The organism is Vibrio sp. 1CM23M (assembly GCF_023161755.1).
Classification (GTDB): Bacteria; Pseudomonadota; Gammaproteobacteria; order Enterobacterales; family Vibrionaceae; genus Vibrio; species Vibrio coralliirubri.
The window spans coordinates 208,643-226,012 of the sequence record NZ_JALNTR010000002.1 but is presented as its reverse complement, the minus strand read 5'-3'; the positions used below and the strand labels follow the sequence as shown (position 1 = coordinate 226,012).

The following is a 17,370-nucleotide window of genomic DNA, read 5'->3' as shown; positions in this document are numbered from 1 at the left end:
ATTAACTTCCAATTAAATTGAGACTTCCATTATCAAGAGAACGCAGTAGAATGCGGCCATCAAACTAAATAGGACTTATTCTCATTACAATGAACAATTCAGAAGACACTATTAGCCGTTCTTGGTTAATAACTCAAGTAAAAAAACACAAGTCCAAATTACTGTTTGCTAACATTATTGCCATATTTGCAACTCTCATTAGTGTCCCTATCCCGTTGCTCATGCCATTAATGGTTGATGAAGTATTACTTGATAAGCCCGCTTCAGGCTTAGAGATGATGAACCACCTACTTCCATCTTCATTACAAACACCGACTGGCTATATCGCACTAACTTTGTTGTTAGTGATTATCATGCGCTCCGTTAGCCAAGCGCTGAACATTCTGCAAGGGCGTCAGTTTACGCTTGTGTCCAAAACAATTACCTATCAAATGCGCAGCAAGATGATAGATAAGCTTGGCCGCATCAGTATTCGACAATACGAAACCAAAGGCAGTGGCGGTATTAACGCCCACCTAATAACAGACATAGAGACAATAGATAAGTTCATTGGCTCGACTCTTTCTAAATTTATCATCAGCTTCCTGACCGTGTTCGGGACAGCGATCGTGCTGTTGTGGTTAGAGTGGCGTTTAGGATTGTTCATTTTGCTGGTCAATCCTGTTGTAATTTATTTCTCTCGTAAACTAGGCAGCAGAGTCAAACACCTTAAGAAATACGAAAACCAATCTTTCGAGCGCTTTCAAAACCGTTTGGTAGAAACCTTAGACGGCATTTACCAACTGCGTGCGGCGAATAAAGAACGTATCTTTCTCGATGAACTTAAGGTTCAAGCAAACCAAGTAAGAATCGATGCCGACAAATACGCTTGGCAATCTGAAGCTGCTGGCCGTGTTTCGTTTCTACTCTTCTTATTAGGTTTCGAGCTTTTCCGTGCCGTCGCTATGCTAATGGTGTTATTCAGTGACTTAACCATTGGTCAGATTTTCGCGGTATTTGGCTACTTGTGGTTCATGTTAGGCCCAGTTCAAGAGCTACTAGGGATTCAATTCTCTTGGTATAGCGCGAAAGCTGCACTGCAACGCATCAACGATCTTCTTCAGTTAGAAGAAGAGAAGCGTCCTATTAGTAAAGTGAACCCATTCACTGAAGATCAAGAAGTGACAGTCGACATCGAAGACGTTACATTCTCTTACACATTGGAAAACACTGTTTTAAATAGGCTATCGCTGCACATCCCTGCAGGTAAGAAAGTCGCTTTGGTGGGCGCAAGTGGCGGTGGTAAATCTACCTTAATCCAGTTGCTGATTGGGGTTTACCAAGCAGACTCGGGTTGCATTCGCTATAACGGTGAAACAACCGATGACATTAGCTTTGATGTAATACGCAATCAAATTGCCGTGGTTTTACAACAACCTATACTCTTTAACGATACATTAAGGCATAATCTGACCCTTGGTGCTGAATACGATGAAATGTCGTTGTGGCGTGCGCTTGAAGTCGCTCAAATGCAAGACGTCATCAAGCAACTGAGTAATGGCTTAGATACACAAATTGGTAGGAACGGCGTTCGACTGTCTGGTGGTCAACGACAACGCTTAGCAATAGCTCGTATGGTGCTGAGCAATCCTAAGTTTGTTATTCTTGATGAAGCGACATCTGCACTCGATACAGCAACAGAGTCAGCGCTGCATAAAGCGTTGAGCGAGTTTTTGAAAGATCGCACAACTTTGATAGTGGCTCATCGATTATCAGCGGTGAAACAAGCCGATCTAATCTATGTTTTAGAAGATGGACAAGTCACACAGACGGGAACACATGGTGAATTGGTTGAACAACAAGGACTCTATCAAACACTCTACGGCAGTGTGCAATCGCACGCCTGATGTTTGTGGCTCTCAGTCTTTAAGTCGGGTTGCTAACCTAACTTACGTTTCAACTTGGGAGGTCGCGTGACCTCCCCATCCGTAACCAACCCTTTATCAACAAAACACCAATGCGATAGCAGCTCAGTGCGTCTTTGCCAGGGCTGCGAACTTCCCGTAGATAAAATGGACATCCCTTTAGGGAAATCCGCTTACTGCCCAAGATGCGGAACTCAGCTTTATAGAGGCGGCACCCCTAGCCTCTCAGGAAACCTAGCAATCGCAATTACCTGCTTATTGCTGTTTATCCCATCGCACTTTTTTGAATTCATCAGTATTCGCCTGATTGGTGTCATGATTCCCGCGACGTTACCATCCGGCGTCTTTACCTTAATGGGCGAAGGCTTTCCTCTACTTGGTTTGCTGATCCTGTTCTGCAGTTCGATCGCTCCGTTGCTCGTGTGCACGTCGGTACTCATCACTCATGCATCACTGCGTTTTAAGATCTTCACCCCCTTTCGTTATTCATTAGCCATTATTCAGACTCTCAAACATTGGATGATGTTGGATGTGTTTCTGGTAAGTTTGGCGGTCTCGTGTTTCAAACTGCAAGATTACTCGGATATTTTTGTTGGCCCTGGTTTGATTGGCTTGATTCTTCTGCAGCTTTTCAGCGTATTACTGGTAAGCCGCATCAGTGTGCGTCGCTACTGGGAAGCTTGGGCAAAAGAATCTGAATACTCTTTTGCTGAAACTAAGAACGTACACTGCCACAACTGTCACCTATCTCAGCCTGACGGTCATACTTGTGTGCGTTGTCACCATGACTTATATCACCGCAAGCCCTACTCTATACAGAAGACTTGGGCTCTGCTGTTTGCCGCATCCGTGGCTATTGTTCCCGCTAACGTTATTCCTATCTCTATCCTTATTACCAACGGTCAAAGGCTGGAAGACACCATCATTTCCGGTGTCGCTTCGCTGATTAATAGCGATATGTATGGCATCGCTGCGATCATTTTCATTGCTAGTATCGTCGTGCCAGTCGCGAAAATACTGGGCCTCGCGTACATCTTAATCTGTATAAAGATGAAGCGCGCCGTTTACCACAGGCAACGTATGACCATCTATTTCATCGTGAAATGGGTGGGGAAATGGTCGGTAATGGATCTGTTCGTTATTTCGATCATGATGACCTTGGTCGACCGCGGACAAATTTTAAACTTTACACCAGGTTATGGTGCAGTCGCTTTTGGCGTCGTAGTTGTTCTCACGATGCTAGCAGCGGAAAGCTTAGATCCTAGGCTAATTTGGGATAACTACACCTCTAAAGATGAGTCAGTGAATGAACAACGATAACCAATCACAAACGTCATATTCACCAGAAGTAAGGAAAAACAAAGGCATCTCTCCTTTGTGGATTCTGCCGATATTAACCGTCGCCTTAGCCGGTTGGTTGGTCATGAAATCGATACACGATGCTGGGCAACGTGTGCAGATATACTTCTCAGATGCCGCAGGTTTAGTCGCAGGTCGAACAACGATTCGTTACCAAGGCTTAGAGGTGGGTATGGTGCGTGACATCACTTTATCCAAAGATCTATCGAGTATCTATGTCGATGCTGACATCTACCCAGAAGCGAAGAAGCTACTCTCAAAAGGCACTCGTTTCTGGCTTGTAAAGCCGACAGCAAGTTTGTCGGGTATCTCAGGATTAGACGCACTTGTTTCAGGTAACTATATTGCTATCCACCCGAGCGAAGCCAAAGAAGACCCGGAAACTGTTTTCCAAGCGTTAGAATCCTCCCCTTCTGACTTACTGGCTTCTGAAGGTTTGAATATTTCACTGACGACCAAAGATCTGGGCGGTGTGTCTGTGGGTTCTCAAATCGTTTACCGTAAAATCCCAATTGGTGAGGTTTACAACTACCAATTAAACGACAACGCTAAATCCGTTACGATTCAAGCGTCAATTAAAGATGAATACAGCCATATCATTACCGACCAAAGCCGCTTTTGGAATGTCAGTGGTTTAGGTGCAAGTATTGGTTTTTCCGGTGTTGATGTTCGCTTAGAGAGCCTTAGTGCATTACTTGGCGGTTCAATTGCGGTTGACTCTCCAGGAGAAGGCCAGCCCGTAGAGATGAACACCAAGTTCAAGCTCTACCCAGACTTAAAAACAGCCGGTCGTGGTATCTCTATCAAGATCGCTGTTCCCGATGATAATAAAATCAGCGCAACAGGCGCACCGATCATGTATCGCGGCATTGAAATCGGTCAAATCACTGATTTATCGCTAAGTGAAGGACGTGAAAACGTCGTTGCATCTGCCGCTATCCAACCGGCATTCAGTGACTTTTTAAACAGCGGCAGTAAATTCGTTCTAGAAGAAGCTGAGTTGTCACTCACTGGTATGAAAAACATTGCCAACTTAGTGACAGGTAACTTTTTAACCTTGGTACCGGGCGAAGGTGAAAAGGCTCGTCGATTTACTGCGATTCGCAAGAATGAATTCAGTCAGGAACAAGAGAAATCCGTTGCGATTCGCTTAACGTCGAACAATTCGTTCGGTTTAGATGTCGGTACACAACTGCTCTACAAAGGCATTGCCGTTGGCTCTATCATCCATGTGGGATTAGTTGATGGTGTTGGTACGGGCTCTGATAAACACGAAGTCTTCATGGATGCACTTATCGATAATGAATACGCGCACCTTATCAAAAGCCACAACCGTTTCTTTGTAACAGGCAGTGCGACTGCAGAGCTTACCGAATCAGGCTTAAGTGTTACGGTCCCACCAGCAAAACAGCTTCTTACTGGCTCGATTAGCTTTGTGAGTGAAGGTAAATCTGAAGCTCGAGCGGACTACCAACTTTTCCAAAGTAAGTCGTTAGCAGAAATTGCTAAGTTTAATCAGTCGGGTTCAAAGACACTTTCTTTGTTTGCCAGTGAGTTACCTTCAATATCTAAAGGCAGCCCACTCCTCTACCGCAACCTACAAGTGGGTAGTATTTCTGATTTTCAGCTTGCCGACGGTGGCGTAAGAATCAAAGTCACAATCGAAAATCGTTACACGCACTTACTCAACAAGCACACTGTTTTCTGGAACCGATCAGGGGTTGAGGTTGATGCGTCGCTATCGGGTATCAGCATTAAAGCGGCACCAGTTAAAACCCTTATCCAAGGCGGTATTGCTTTTGACTCTCTGCCAGGAATCGACAACAAACTTGGTGATGTGTGGAAGCTTTACAAAGATTCGAAATCCGCTCGAAAATTTGGCCGCGCGATTACTATCACCTCTTCTGGCGATCAAGAAGTCAGCAAGGGCATGGCGATCAAATATCAAGGTGTCACTGTTGGTGAGGTTACTTTGGTGATTCCGAACTTCAACAAGGGCGGCATTGAAATTACTGCGCGTATTTTACCTGAGTACGTCGACAAGATTGCCGTGACGAACAGTCACTTCTGGTTGGCAGAACCTGAGATTGGCCTTAATGGCATCAAAAACGTCTCTGCGCTGCTCTCTAAACACATCAACGTAGACCCGGGCAAAGGTGAAAGAAACACGAAATTTGAGCTTAGCAAAGGACCTGTGCAGCCTGAAGGCAAGATATTCCAACTGCAAAGCGAAACGCGCGGCTCAGTATCTGAAGGTACACCTATCCTATTCCGTGAACTAGAAATTGGCAGTGTTATAGATGTTCAGCTGGGCGAGTTTGCTGATCGCATCATCTCTACGATTCAAATAGAACCTGACTACGCGTATCTAATCCGTGCAAACACCGTGTTCTGGAACGTGTCGGGCGTCGATGTCTCAATCGGCCTGTCAGGCGCAAACATCAAAGCCGGAACGGTAGACAGCTTGTTAAGAGGTGGTATTACATTCTCAACGCCACCGACAAATGAACTTCAACCAGTAGCAAGCGAAGATCAGTCTTTCTACCTCTATCCTCAAGCCGAAGATGAGTGGAAATCATGGAGAACAGCAATTCCTCGTCCATAGAGTGAATTCCCTGACGTTTCCGGAAGATTAATTCTTCATCAAAATGCAGCCATTCGGCTGCATTTTTGTTGTTTGCTATAAATATGGTTTAGGGCGGCCTCATTTTGCTTTAAACTCCCCGCATTAATGCAATAAATCGAGATACTCTTTTGCACGCTAACGTATATATTCCTGAAGAATTCCTAACGCACATCGAAGCAATCATGCCTAGTCATCTAGATATGGCTTCTTTCGTTGCGTCATGCCAAAAACCACTTCGTAAAAGCATTCGAGTCAACACATTGAAAATCAGTGTTGAAGACTTCCTAGTACGAGCAAAAGAGAAAGGCTGGGAACTGGAACCTGTACCTTGGTGTGAAACGGGCTTTTGGATTACAGCTGATGAAAGTGAAGCGCCACTAGGTAATACGGCAGAACACATGTCTGGTCTTTTCTACATCCAAGAAGCCAGCTCGATGATGCCACCTTCGGCACTTTTCCAAGGTGAAGCTGATTACCAAGCGGTGTTAGACACTGCGGCTGCACCCGGGTCTAAAACAACGCAAATCGCTGCGCTAATGAATAATCGCGGTGTATTGGTTGCCAATGAGTACGCAGCAAGCCGTGTGAAAGTCCTTCACGCTAACATCGAACGTTGTGGTGTTCGTAATGCCGCTCTAAGTAACTTTGACGGTCGAGTTTTTGGTGGTTGGTTACCAGAACAGTTTGATGCTGTGTTGCTAGATGCACCTTGCTCTGGCGAAGGCACTATTCGTAAAGACGCCGATGCGATGAAGAACTGGACGTATCAATCTGTGGTCGATATTGCCGACACGCAAAAAGATCTGATTGAAAGTGCATTCCATGCTCTTAAACCTAATGGTGTTTTGGTTTACTCAACGTGTACGCTTAGCACCGAAGAGAACCAACAAGTGTGTCATCACTTAAAAGAAACCTTTGGTGATGCGGTTGAATTTGAATCTCTGGAATCACTATTCGACAACGCAAAAGCAACCACGACAGAGGAAGGCTTCCTACACATCTTCCCTCAAGTTTATGACTCAGAAGGTTTCTTTGTTGCACGTATCCGTAAACTAGCGTCTGTTACTCCACAAGAAGTTAAAAAACGTATGGGTAAATTCCCATTTGAAAAAGCATCAAAGAAAACTCAGCAAGAAGTCGCTGAACAACTAATGAGTACTCTCGATATCGAATTGCCAAGCGATACTCAGGTTTGGATTCGCGACAAAGACGTTTGGCTATTCCCAGAAGCGCTAGAGCCGATGATCGGTGAGTTCCGTTTTTCTCGCATGGGAATCAAGATCGCCGAAACCCATAAAAAAGGTTACCGCTGGCAGCACCAAGTGGCGACAACGCTGGCAACAGGTAATGAAGCTAATGTTGTTGAGCTAAGTATTGAAGATGCTCGTGAATGGTTCATGGGACGCGATGTTCGCCCTGAAAACTTGTCTGGCAAAGGTGAAGTACTAGTGAAGTACAATGGTGCAATCATCGGCCTTGGTAAGTGGGTTGGCAACCGAGTGAAGAACGGTTTACCACGCGAACTAGTGCGCGATAAGAACCTTTTCTAAAAGTTTTCTCCCTTTATACAGCTAGATAAACAAAAAGCCCAAACAACGTTAATTGTTTGGGCTTTTTCTATTCTATCGGCCATGTAACTCAGTGTGCGAGCGCTTGTAAATCAATAACTAATTATATAAATATCAATTCAAGCCACTATTTCTAAAAAGAAAAATCGCACTTTAGGGAATCTAAACTAGACTTCAATCTAATAGTCAAAAGATTAAAACGATTAGCGTAGGCTCTTCGGAGCCCTTTCCCCTAAGCCCAAACAGGAAGGTTTGGGCTTTTTTTTGACCGAGAGGATCGCTTATTTAACTAAGCTAATACCTTCTTTGTCGATAGTGATCTTGCCAGATTTGTACAAACCACCAATTGTCTTCTTGAACGTACCTTTGCTGGTTCTGAATGCAGAGAAAATAACTTCAGGAGAAGACTTATCATTCAAAGGCAGGTAACCGCCTTTCTTCTCAAGCAGATCAAGAACCTTAGTGCTTAGGTCATCCATCTTAGCGACACCAACTTTCTGAAGAGACAAATCAATCTTACCGTCTTCTTCACGAACGTTTTTAATGTAGCCTTTTAGTGTTTTACCAATGAACAGCTTACCGATGATGTCAGATGGGAAAATCATACCCCAGTGTTCACCGTTCACGATCGCTTTGTAACCCAATTGGCTGCGCTCAGCGATAATGAGATCAACTTGCTCATTTTGCTTATAAGTCGCAGGCGTGTTATCTAACCATTTGTTGAACTTCGTTGTACCAACGATACGGCTCGATGCTTTATCGATATACACATATACTAAGATTGACTGGCCTTCGTTTAAACGGCCACGCTGCTCGCTGAAAGGAACAAGAAGGTCTTTACCTTTCACGCCCCAGCTCATGAATGCACCAGTGCTGTTAACACCTTCAACCGTCATCAAACCAAACTGGCCTACTTGAGCGATCGGCTTTTCAGTCGTTGCAGCGATCTGGTTGTCAGAATCAATGTATAAGAAAACATCTAGCTTTTGACCAATTTCAACACCTTCAGGAGTAAATCGTTTCGGCAGCAACACGGTTCCATAGTCGCTCGCGTCAAGGAATACACCGAAGTCTGCTTGTTTTACTACTTCTAAGTTGTTTATTTGACCAATATTAATCATCAAGATTGTCTCTACTTTAAATTTGGCGGAGATTATACGTGATCTCTGATATGCTTTCGCTAGTTTCATTCATATTTTTACATTCTAGGAGACATCGTTGATCACCGTTGATAAACAAGATGCGATAACACTTAAAATTAACCATGCCATGGCTAAGACAAAAAAGCTCGACATGGACGTTTATCTATTCATTCCCGGTGAACTTGGACTGACTCCTGAAGTGCTTTCTGAAAGTGCCTTTTTTTACAGCTCAATCACTCAAAAACGTGCCTACTACAGTGACAAGACACTTTTACCTTTGGTACACAGTCGCTTAGCAAAACGTGGACGCTTATCTACAACACAGTATCGTGTCAGTTTGAGTCTGTTTGCCTACCAATATGTTATTGCTTTAGATAAAGCAGTCAGCAGCTTAAATAAAACTGATAGTGACGACGTAACGGCTGATGAAGTAGATGAAGTCATTGAACTGGCGTTAGATATTCTGAAAAAGCTTCGTCGTAGTATTCCCTATGAAGAGAACCTCAAACGCTACTACGCAAACATTGATAACTACCTTTCATGGTACACAGAGCAAAAGTTCTTATCGCTGGTTTCGCATATGCCACGTGGCAGTGAGTATTCAACGATTAAAGAACGACTCTTAACGCTTTGTGATAAAGAGACTGCACACCGTAAACTGAACCGCTACAACTCAGCGAGAGTTCGAGAAGACGTTACTCGCTTGAGTAACAAGATGCGTTTGCTGCGTCGTTTGATTGAGCACCCTATCGTGCTTAAAGAAAAAACGACATCGATGGGTAAGAACGTTAAGCGCGCCGTGAAAGGTATTGCAACGGGTTTGGTGATGGTTGTCGTGACCACTACTGTGATCTTGGCTCGTGACTTTCTTGGTGAGATTACCGCCTCTTTCATTGTGGCGATGTCTTTCATCTACGCTCTACGTGAGATCTTCAAAGATGATTTGAGAGATATTCTTTGGCGCTGGCTGCGTAAAGGCAAACCAAAATGGAAGCGTCGTTACTATGACCCAACGACCAATAAGTCTGTCGGCCATAAACTGGAATGGTTGGACTATGCGAATTTCTCTAAGTTAGCAGACCGTATTCAATCGATACGTAAGAAGCGTGTCGTCCAACGTGAAGAGCAAATCCTGCACTACCGTTCGCACACTGAGATGTCGACATCGACGTTCATGAGTGGTTATGAAGAGACTCGTGAAACGTTATCCATCAGCCTCCGAGCGCTGACACGATTGATGGATAAGGGCTCAAATAAGGTGTATCGATTGAATGAAGGGCAAGTTAGCCGTGAATCGGTAGAAAAGCGCCACTTGCTCAACTTGATCATTAAAGAGAACAATCACGATAACGAACCGACCTATTACCGTTGGAAAATCGTAATGAACCGTTCAAAGATCGTCGACATCGAGCAAATCACTCAAGAATCTTAGCTTTGCTATGGTGTGCAGCACGGTATGTGGGTGTTCAATTCACATACCGCTCTATTCACTTATTCACTTATTCACTTATTCACTTATTCAAGCTTCCATCTACTTCGAGCTATTTCCTAGACGGGACTTTCTTGATCGAAAGCGTTAGCGTGAACTCGGCCATCGGCTCGTCGCCATGCAAAGATGGGCAAGTCGCGATAATGGTTACAGGTTGGTTTACACGCTCCCCGGTAGACATAGTTTCTTCCAGCATAGTGTTGATCAACTCACCATCGTTACAAGTGAAGTGTACATCGCCTTCTGGACGTTTTAAGAAGTTGCCCGTCACCTCTTTAAACGCCAACGAAATCTTTTCACCTTGCTGCTGAGATTTGCTCATCGCAAGAAAGCCACCCGCCACATCAGCACCCACAGCCAAAACACCAAAATACATGCTATTAAGGTGGTTCTTCGTTCGCCTTTTAAGAGGAATTTTGACCTCAACATGTTGGTTATCCAGTGCGAGCAATTTTGGTCTGCATAACCAGATCAGAGGCACTTTGAAAAAACCAAACATGCTCAAGTAGAAATTTGCTTTTTGTAGAGGGGTCAACATTCGGATTACCTAGTCAAATAAGTCATCAGACCAGTTAATCGATTTGCGATAGAGATGTCAAAAAAACGTTACAAAAAAGAGATATCATCGCACAATGATATCTCTCTCATTCTCAAAGCTTTAGCGCTTCAAATAAACGAATATAGCAAGTTGATTTACTAAGACAACAAACCGATTTATGCAGTCACGACCGTTTCTACGCCTTCAAGATCAGCTATGTAACCTTGTAGACGTGGGTAATCCACTAAGCCTTGAGTTACTAGCAGCACTGGCTTCTTCGCGTTCAGGGTTGCTTTAACAATCATATCCAACAAAGTAATAACCGCCTCATTTTGTGGATCAAAAGCGTGTTGCTGAGCTTCATTGTGTTTGTCTACGCCTAAAGTGAAAGACGCTAAGCTATCAACGTTTACCACTACACCATCGAAGTAATGCAGCAATCTTTCGCTCAGTAGCACTGCAGACGGCACATCGCACGAGAACAGTACTTTCAAACCATTAAGGCCACGTGGTAACCCTTGCTCGGCAAGCAGGTCAATAATCTTAGCGGCATCGCTTAACGCACGAACGTAAGGCACAACTACTTCAACGTTGATGCCCTGCTCACGTAATGCCTTAATAACCTGACACTCTAAAGCGAAAGCCTTGCTGTATTCTGGTGTTGCATAGCGAGCAACGCCACGAACGCCTAGTGCTGGGTTAACCTCTTCAGCTTCACAGTTCCCGCCAAGTAGCGAACGGAAGCCATAGCTGTCTGCACTGCTTAATGCGATACGAACAGAAGTGTGATTTGGCTGAACGGCAGCTTGAATGGCAATCACTAAGGTCGAAACAAAATGCTCATCGACGGTTTTATCGCCAAGGATCGCATCTAAAGACGTTTTTTCAATATCAGTCAGTGTATCTAGGTGACTTTCGATACTTGGGTGGTAGAAGACACGATCCATCACTAATTCTGATAACGAAACGTATAAGTGGTTGGAATTATTATTATCGTTGTAAGAAGGCAGCACATCACCTAAGACAAGTTCTGGGTGCAAAGTGCTTTGATTTTCTTGAGTCATTGCTGCTCCAGCATTTTTATGTTGTGTTCAAACGAAAATACCGATAGCTGCCTGTTAATACAAGTGAAAATCCCTTATTTGACGCTGGCCTGCTGATAAAAATAAGAATATTAGCAATAACTGAGATAACTTTGACTCAATAGAGTTTATTCCTCTGTTCAATTCCGTTATCTTAACCACTTCGCAATAGAATAAAAAAGCTATCACATGCCATTAAAAACTGATGAGTTGAGAACCCAAGCTCTGGGTCCTATGCCAACTCCTGCCGAACTAGGCAATGCACACCCTATTACTGACGACGTTGCTGAGCGCATTAAAAATTCTCGCCGCCAAATCGAAGATATCCTAACTGGTCGTGATAACCGCCTATTAGTTATCGTAGGCCCTTGCTCTGTTCACGATACAGATGCGGCACTTGATTACGCTGAGCGCCTAAGCAAAATTCAAGACCAGTACAAAGATGAACTGTTCGTGGTAATGAGAACCTACTTCGAGAAACCTCGTACTGTTGTAGGTTGGAAGGGTTTGATTACCGATCCTAACCTTGATGGTTCTTACGCACTTGAAACAGGCTTGAACAAAGCTCGTAAGCTTCTGCTAGATATCAACAAGCTTGGCCTAGCTACCGCGACTGAATTCCTTGATATGATCACAGGTCAGTACATTGCGGACCTTATCACTTGGGGCGCGATTGGCGCTCGTACGACTGAATCTCAGATTCACCGTGAAATGGCTTCTGCACTGTCTTGCCCTGTTGGTTTCAAGAACGCGACCAACGGCAACATCAAGATTGCTATCGATGCAATTCGCGCAGCACATGCTTCACACTACTTCTACTCTCCAGATAAGAACGGCCGCATGACGGTTTACCGTACTTCTGGCAACCCATACGGTCACGTTATTCTACGTGGTGGTGATAAAGGCCCTAACTTCGACGCCGAATCTGTAGATGCTGCGTGTAAGCAACTGGCTGAATTCGACCTGCCTCAACGTTTGGTTGTAGACTTTAGCCACGCTAACTGTCAGAAACAGCACCGTAAGCAGTTAGAAGTTGCACAAGACATTTGTGAGCAAATTAAATCCAACAAGAACCAAATTGCAGGCATTATGGCAGAGAGCTTCATTATTGAAGGCAACCAGCCAATGACAGATATCAACAACCTAGAATATGGCAAGTCGATTACTGACCCATGCCTAAGCTGGGAAGATACTGCAACAATGCTAGATATGCTTGCAACAGCAATTAAAGATAGAAACTTAGCTTAAGGAAACAACACAATGCCATCATTTGACATTATCTCTGAAGTAGAAGCAGTAGAACTGCGTAACGCAGTAGACAACGCAAACCGTGAACTATCGACTCGTTTCGATTTCCGCGGCGTTGAAGCAAGCTTTGATTACAAAGATGAATCAGTAAAATTGACTGCTCAAGACGATTTTCAACTGAAGCAAATGCGCGATATCCTTCGCAGCAACCTAACGAAGCGTAATGTTGATCCTAACGCGATGGAAGCGAAAGCGGCAGACCAAACAGGTCGCACTTGGCACCAAACGGTTATCTTTAAGCAAGGCATTGAGACTGATGTCGCTAAGAAGATCGTTAAGCTAATCAAAGACAACAAAGTTAAAGTTCAAGCTTCTATCCAGGGCGACAAAGTTCGTGTAACAGGTAAGAAGCGTGATGACCTACAAGCTGTTATGGCTCTAGTTCGCAGCGGTGAACTTGGTCAACCTTTCCAGTTTGACAACTTCCGCGACTAATTATTGAGTTTGAGCGACCGCCTATTTGGGTTGTTCATTCATCAACACAATGTCGTGTATGAAATAGCAGAAAGCCACTTCTTTACAGGAAGTGGCTTTTTATTTATCGGGTCCAGGTTTAGTTTTATTCCGAGCCTCTAGCCGATTTAAAACAACCAGAAAGCTCTCATTGCAACTAGAAGCAACTACCTCAACTGAGTACTTGGGCTGCTGACAATTTTAGGTCTTTGCCGACCAACAGATTAAACTCCACGCTTGCTGGTGGAATAAACACACACACTCGTAATTTCTCTGCTCTTGCTTGCTCAAGCTTGGTTGATAGCTCTCCGCTGTTGGCGTAGCTCTCTCTTTCTGCATCTCGGCGGCACAGGTCTATAAATTCAAATGGACAATCGCTCGGTGAAAGTACGAGTTCTGCCTCTTGCATCAAACGTAAAGCCTTCATAGACAGCAGCTCGACGTCTTGCTCAAATTCGATCCAAGTGACCTGCCCTTCGCTATCAATGCCTTCGGTTAGCGCTTGCTGGTAGTAAGACTCTAACTGCTCTCTGTCATTCACCTGCTCGATAAAGCTGGATGACAAGAAACGCTCCCAAAATTTACGACGCTCGTCGACGGTTGGGAATGACTCTTTGATTGAATTGCGTTTTGATGCACCGAAGTCTGCTATCAAACCTATGTTTTGTGGCAATACCGTTTCGAGTTTTTCTCTGATATTTCTTACTAAAACAGGTGATGCACCGCCACTAGAGATGGCAATTTGGATTCTGCCGCGATTTATCATCGAAGGTGTGATGAAATCGCAGTAAGGAAGATCGTCAACCACATTGACTAAAATACCCAGTTTTTTCGCATCATTATACACTTGGTGATTCAAACTTGGGTTGTCTGTTGTGGCCCAAACCTGCAAGTAATTTTTCGATATGATCTGTGACGAATAAAAGTTTTGAACCCAGTGGAGTTTGTTCTCGTCCACAAGCTGCTTTAAGTAAGGCGCTACCTTGGGAGACACCAAAGTCACATCCGCTCCCGCTCGTAGTAAGCTATCGACTTTACGGCAAGCAACCTCACCCCCACCAACCACTAAGATTGGCTTATTTTCTACATCCAAAAACATTGGGAAATAACGCATGTTCTTCCTTGAGACTACTTCAATAACTATTCAGCCATGCTACCAAATTTGGAGCATATTCATAACTATCGAAGTGTAATAAAAATATTTATTGACCAAATTTCAACATTTTTTAAGTTTAATATTTCACCATTGTGATATTGATTCAGAATATTTATCTAGTCGATTATCAATATAAAAACCTAAATCTTGTTGCACCAACAGTGTGAACCGTTGCACTATTTACATTCACTTAACATTTGGTCATTCTAATTGTGTTCGGATTTGTGATTTCATTCAAAATTCTTTTTAAATTATACATTTGTGAAACTACGGATCCTTTCCTAACCTTATAAACAGTTGTTTAAATCGCACACAGTTTCATTTGCAAAATGCAACTCGTTTAATTTGAACAACAAGGTCATAGAAAACGCAACACATAAGAGAAACTCAAACGAGCACGAGTATCAGGTGTCACCTGGTTAACAAGGAAGGATACAAATGACAAATAAACTAACACTTCTTGCTTCAGTAGTAGCTGCATCAACTGCGATGATGGCAACATCGGCATCAGCGGCAGAAAGCACTCTGGACAAAGTCACATCTCAAGGTTTTCTAACTTGTGGTGTAAGTACCGGTCTTCCAGGGTTCTCTAACCCTAACTCAAAAGGTGAATGGGAAGGAATTGATGTTGAGTATTGTCAAGCTCTTGCAGCGGCTGTACTCGGTGACAAGACTAAAGTTAAGTATGTACCTCTAACAGCAAAAGAGCGTTTTACTGCGCTTCAATCTGGCGAAATCGACGTACTATCTCGTAACACAACATGGACATTACATCGTGACACTGCTCTAGGTCTGAACTTCGTAGGCGTTAACTACTACGATGGTCAAGGCTTCATGGTTAAGAAAGAACTTGGCCTAACAAGTGCTCAAGAGCTTGATGGCGCTTCTGTATGTGTTCAATCAGGTACAACAACTGAACTTAACCTAGCCGATTACTTCCGTAACAGTGGCATGTCTTACAAGCCAGTGGTATTCGATACGGCAGCACAAACATCTAAAGGTTTCGACGCTGGTCGTTGTGACGTGCTAACGACTGACCAATCTGGTCTATACGCACTTCGTCTAAACCTAGCTGATCCTAAATCTGCAGAAGTACTTCCTGAAATCATCTCTAAAGAGCCTCTAGGCCCTGTTGTTCGTCAAGATGATGATAAATGGTTTAACGTTGCTAAGTGGACACTTTCAGCAATGATTAACGCGGAAGAATACGGCATCTCTTCTAAAAATGCAGACGAAATGCTTAAGTCAAAAGATCCAAACATCAAACGTATTCTTGGTGTAGACGGTCCTAAAGGTAAAGGCCTTGGCATTCGCGACGACTGGGGTTACCAAGTAATTAAGCAAGTTGGTAACTACGGTGAGAGTTTTGAGCGTACTGTTGGTACAGGTTCTCCACTTCAGATCTCTCGTGGTGTAAATGCATTATGGAATGCGGGCGGCTTTATGTACGCTCCACCAATCCGTTAATAAATTTTCAAGCATCAATTAGGGCGGAGTTTTCCGCCCTATTTATTAAATGGATTTGAGGTTATAGTAGTATGAAACCTAATGAAACTATTTCTCCAGCTCAGGCAAAGCCACAGCCCAAAAGTGCCAACTTATTTTACAACCCCACTTTTCGCTCCATCATTTTCCAAATTATCGCCGTCGGGGCGCTTTGTGCTTTCTTTTACACGATTGTAAATAATGCACTCACAAACTTAGATTCCCGTGGTATCACCACTGGTTTTGATTTTCTCTCCCAAGAAGCTGGTTTTGGTATCGGCTTAACACTGATTGAATACGACGAGACCTTCTCATACGGTCGTACATTCTTTATCGGCCTTCTCAATACCGCTTTGGTTTCAGTACTCGGCATCATGCTAGCGACAGTGCTGGGTTTTAGTATGGGTATCGCTAGACTCTCTTCAAACTGGCTAGTTAGCCGATTTGCAGCTGTCTACATTGAGATATTCCGAAATATCCCTCTTCTATTACAAATCTTTTTCTGGTACTTCGCCGTTCTACAAGCCTTACCTTCTGCTCGTCAAAGTATGAGTCTAGGTGAGGCAATTTTCCTGAATGTACGTGGATTGTACTTCCCTGCACCCGTGTTTGAGCAAGGCAGTAGCATTGTCATCGCATCATTGATTGTCGGTATTATCGCTACGTTTATTATCAATATCTGGGCTAAGAACAGACAGAAACTGACCGGCCAACAAACACCGATGTTACGAATTGCCGCTGCGTTGATTTTAGGCTTACCGTTGGTAACTTACTTTGTTATGGGCATGCCTATTTCTGCAGATTATCCTGTGTTGAAAGGGTTTAACTTCAAGGGTGGTGTTAGCATAATCCCTGAGCTTGCTGCATTGATGCTCGCTTTAAGTATCTACACAGCAGCGTTCATTGCTGAGATTGTTCGTTCAGGTATTAACGCGGTAAACCATGGGCAAACTGAGGCAGCTATGTCTCTAGGCATCCCACGCTCTAGAACTCTTAAGCTTGTCATTATTCCACAAGCATTAAGAATCATTATCCCACCACTAACCAGTCAGTATCTAAACCTGACCAAAAACTCATCACTTGCGATGGCCATTGGTTACCCTGATCTTGTCTCTGTATTTGCAGGAACAACACTGAACCAAACTGGACAAGCTATCGAAGTAATCGCGATGACAATGGGCGTCTACCTAACCTTGAGCCTATTAACGTCTGCTCTAATGAACATATACAACCGCAAAGTAGCGTTGGTGGAGAGATAAG

The 17,370-nt window shown here is 43.7% G+C and carries 13 protein-coding genes; 9 read left to right on the top strand and 4 right to left on the bottom strand.

Annotated elements, in window-relative coordinates:
* Window positions 1-89: 89 nt before the first annotated feature.
* The 4 genes from MSG35_RS06220 to rsmF all read left to right on the top strand — a co-directional run bounded on the left by MSG35_RS06220 (window position 90) and on the right by rsmF (window position 7,439).
* Window positions 90-1,886, top strand: a complete 1,797-nt coding sequence (locus tag MSG35_RS06220; protein ID WP_017059690.1) for an ABC transporter ATP-binding protein — start codon at window positions 90-92, stop codon at window positions 1,884-1,886.
* Between the two features lie 54 nt (window positions 1,887-1,940).
* Window positions 1,941-3,224: a paraquat-inducible protein A gene (locus tag MSG35_RS06215; protein WP_248383383.1), complete on the top strand. Its 1,284-nt coding sequence runs from the start codon at window positions 1,941-1,943 to the stop codon at window positions 3,222-3,224.
* Window positions 3,211-5,868, top strand: a complete 2,658-nt coding sequence (locus MSG35_RS06210; RefSeq protein ID WP_248383381.1) for an MlaD family protein — start codon at window positions 3,211-3,213, stop codon at window positions 5,866-5,868. Before MSG35_RS06215 ends, MSG35_RS06210 begins: the two co-directional genes overlap by 14 nt.
* Before the next feature lie 149 nt (window positions 5,869-6,017).
* Window positions 6,018-7,439 carry a 16S rRNA (cytosine(1407)-C(5))-methyltransferase RsmF gene (gene rsmF / locus MSG35_RS06205; RefSeq protein WP_248383378.1) on the top strand — a complete coding sequence of 474 codons (1,422 nt, stop codon included), beginning with the start codon at window positions 6,018-6,020 and terminating at the stop codon, window positions 7,437-7,439.
* A gap of 299 nt (window positions 7,440-7,738) precedes the next feature.
* On the opposite strand, the gene MSG35_RS06200 is transcribed toward rsmF, so the two are convergent.
* A complete protein-coding gene (locus MSG35_RS06200) occupies window positions 7,739-8,647 on the bottom strand; it encodes a S1-like domain-containing RNA-binding protein (protein ID WP_174214340.1) in 909 nt (302 codons plus the stop codon).
* Window positions 8,648-8,675: 28 nt separating this feature from the next.
* Between MSG35_RS06200 and MSG35_RS06195 the strand changes: the two genes are divergently transcribed.
* Window positions 8,676-10,031: a hypothetical protein gene (locus tag MSG35_RS06195; RefSeq protein WP_048610915.1), complete on the top strand. Its 1,356-nt coding sequence runs from the start codon at window positions 8,676-8,678 to the stop codon at window positions 10,029-10,031.
* 109 nt (window positions 10,032-10,140) lie between these two features.
* Here the strand turns inward: MSG35_RS06195 and MSG35_RS06190 are convergent, their stop codons facing one another.
* Together MSG35_RS06190 and MSG35_RS06185 are read right to left on the bottom strand one after the other, a co-directional pair.
* Window positions 10,141-10,626, bottom strand: a complete 486-nt coding sequence (locus MSG35_RS06190) for a DUF4442 domain-containing protein (protein WP_048612140.1) — start codon at window positions 10,624-10,626, stop codon at window positions 10,141-10,143.
* Between the two features lie 176 nt (window positions 10,627-10,802).
* Window positions 10,803-11,690, bottom strand: a complete 888-nt coding sequence (locus MSG35_RS06185; protein ID WP_248383376.1) for a putative PEP-binding protein — start codon at window positions 11,688-11,690, stop codon at window positions 10,803-10,805.
* A gap of 207 nt (window positions 11,691-11,897) precedes the next feature.
* On the opposite strand from MSG35_RS06185, the gene MSG35_RS06180 reads away from it, so the two are divergent.
* Window positions 11,898-12,956 (top strand): 3-deoxy-7-phosphoheptulonate synthase, encoded by a 1,059-nt coding sequence (locus MSG35_RS06180; protein WP_048615990.1) that lies wholly within the window; start codon window positions 11,898-11,900, stop codon window positions 12,954-12,956.
* A 12-nt stretch (window positions 12,957-12,968) separates the two neighbouring features.
* The gene (locus tag MSG35_RS06175; RefSeq protein ID WP_004733632.1) at window positions 12,969-13,451 is read left to right on the top strand and encodes a YajQ family cyclic di-GMP-binding protein; all 483 of its coding nucleotides are present in this window, start codon (window positions 12,969-12,971) and stop codon (window positions 13,449-13,451) included.
* Between the two features lie 190 nt (window positions 13,452-13,641).
* On the opposite strand, the gene MSG35_RS06170 is transcribed toward MSG35_RS06175, so the two are convergent.
* Window positions 13,642-14,583, bottom strand: a complete 942-nt coding sequence (locus MSG35_RS06170) for a bifunctional precorrin-2 dehydrogenase/sirohydrochlorin ferrochelatase (RefSeq protein WP_017059700.1) — start codon at window positions 14,581-14,583, stop codon at window positions 13,642-13,644.
* Window positions 14,584-15,063: 480 nt separating this feature from the next.
* Here MSG35_RS06170 and MSG35_RS06165 point away from each other — a divergent pair, with 480 nt between their 5' ends.
* Both MSG35_RS06165 and MSG35_RS06160 read left to right on the top strand, forming a co-directional pair.
* A complete protein-coding gene (locus tag MSG35_RS06165) occupies window positions 15,064-16,092 on the top strand; it encodes an amino acid ABC transporter substrate-binding protein (RefSeq protein ID WP_048610904.1) in 1,029 nt (342 codons plus the stop codon).
* Between the two features lie 71 nt (window positions 16,093-16,163).
* Window positions 16,164-17,369 carry an amino acid ABC transporter permease gene (locus MSG35_RS06160; RefSeq protein WP_065677515.1) on the top strand — a complete coding sequence of 402 codons (1,206 nt, stop codon included), beginning with the start codon at window positions 16,164-16,166 and terminating at the stop codon, window positions 17,367-17,369.
* Window position 17,370: the final 1 nt, after the last annotated feature.

Bases quoted from the DNA above. Each gene is read 5' to 3' on its own strand.
- MSG35_RS06220 (WP_017059690.1), top strand. From the start codon at position 90: ATGAACAATTCAGAAGACACTATTAGCCGTTCTTGGTTAATAACTCAA.
- MSG35_RS06210 (WP_248383381.1), top strand. From the start codon at position 3,211: ATGAACAACGATAACCAATCACAAACGTCATATTCACCAGAAGTAAGG.
- MSG35_RS06200 (WP_174214340.1), bottom strand. From the start codon at position 8,647: ATGAAACTAGCGAAAGCATATCAGAGATCACGTATAATCTCCGCCAAA.
- MSG35_RS06190 (WP_048612140.1), bottom strand. From the start codon at position 10,626: ATGTTGACCCCTCTACAAAAAGCAAATTTCTACTTGAGCATGTTTGGT.
- MSG35_RS06185 (WP_248383376.1), bottom strand. From the start codon at position 11,690: ATGACTCAAGAAAATCAAAGCACTTTGCACCCAGAACTTGTCTTAGGT.
- MSG35_RS06180 (WP_048615990.1), top strand. From the start codon at position 11,898: ATGCCATTAAAAACTGATGAGTTGAGAACCCAAGCTCTGGGTCCTATG.
- MSG35_RS06175 (WP_004733632.1), top strand. From the start codon at position 12,969: ATGCCATCATTTGACATTATCTCTGAAGTAGAAGCAGTAGAACTGCGT.
- MSG35_RS06170 (WP_017059700.1), bottom strand. From the start codon at position 14,583: ATGCGTTATTTCCCAATGTTTTTGGATGTAGAAAATAAGCCAATCTTA.
- MSG35_RS06165 (WP_048610904.1), top strand. From the start codon at position 15,064: ATGACAAATAAACTAACACTTCTTGCTTCAGTAGTAGCTGCATCAACT.
- MSG35_RS06160 (WP_065677515.1), top strand. From the start codon at position 16,164: ATGAAACCTAATGAAACTATTTCTCCAGCTCAGGCAAAGCCACAGCCC.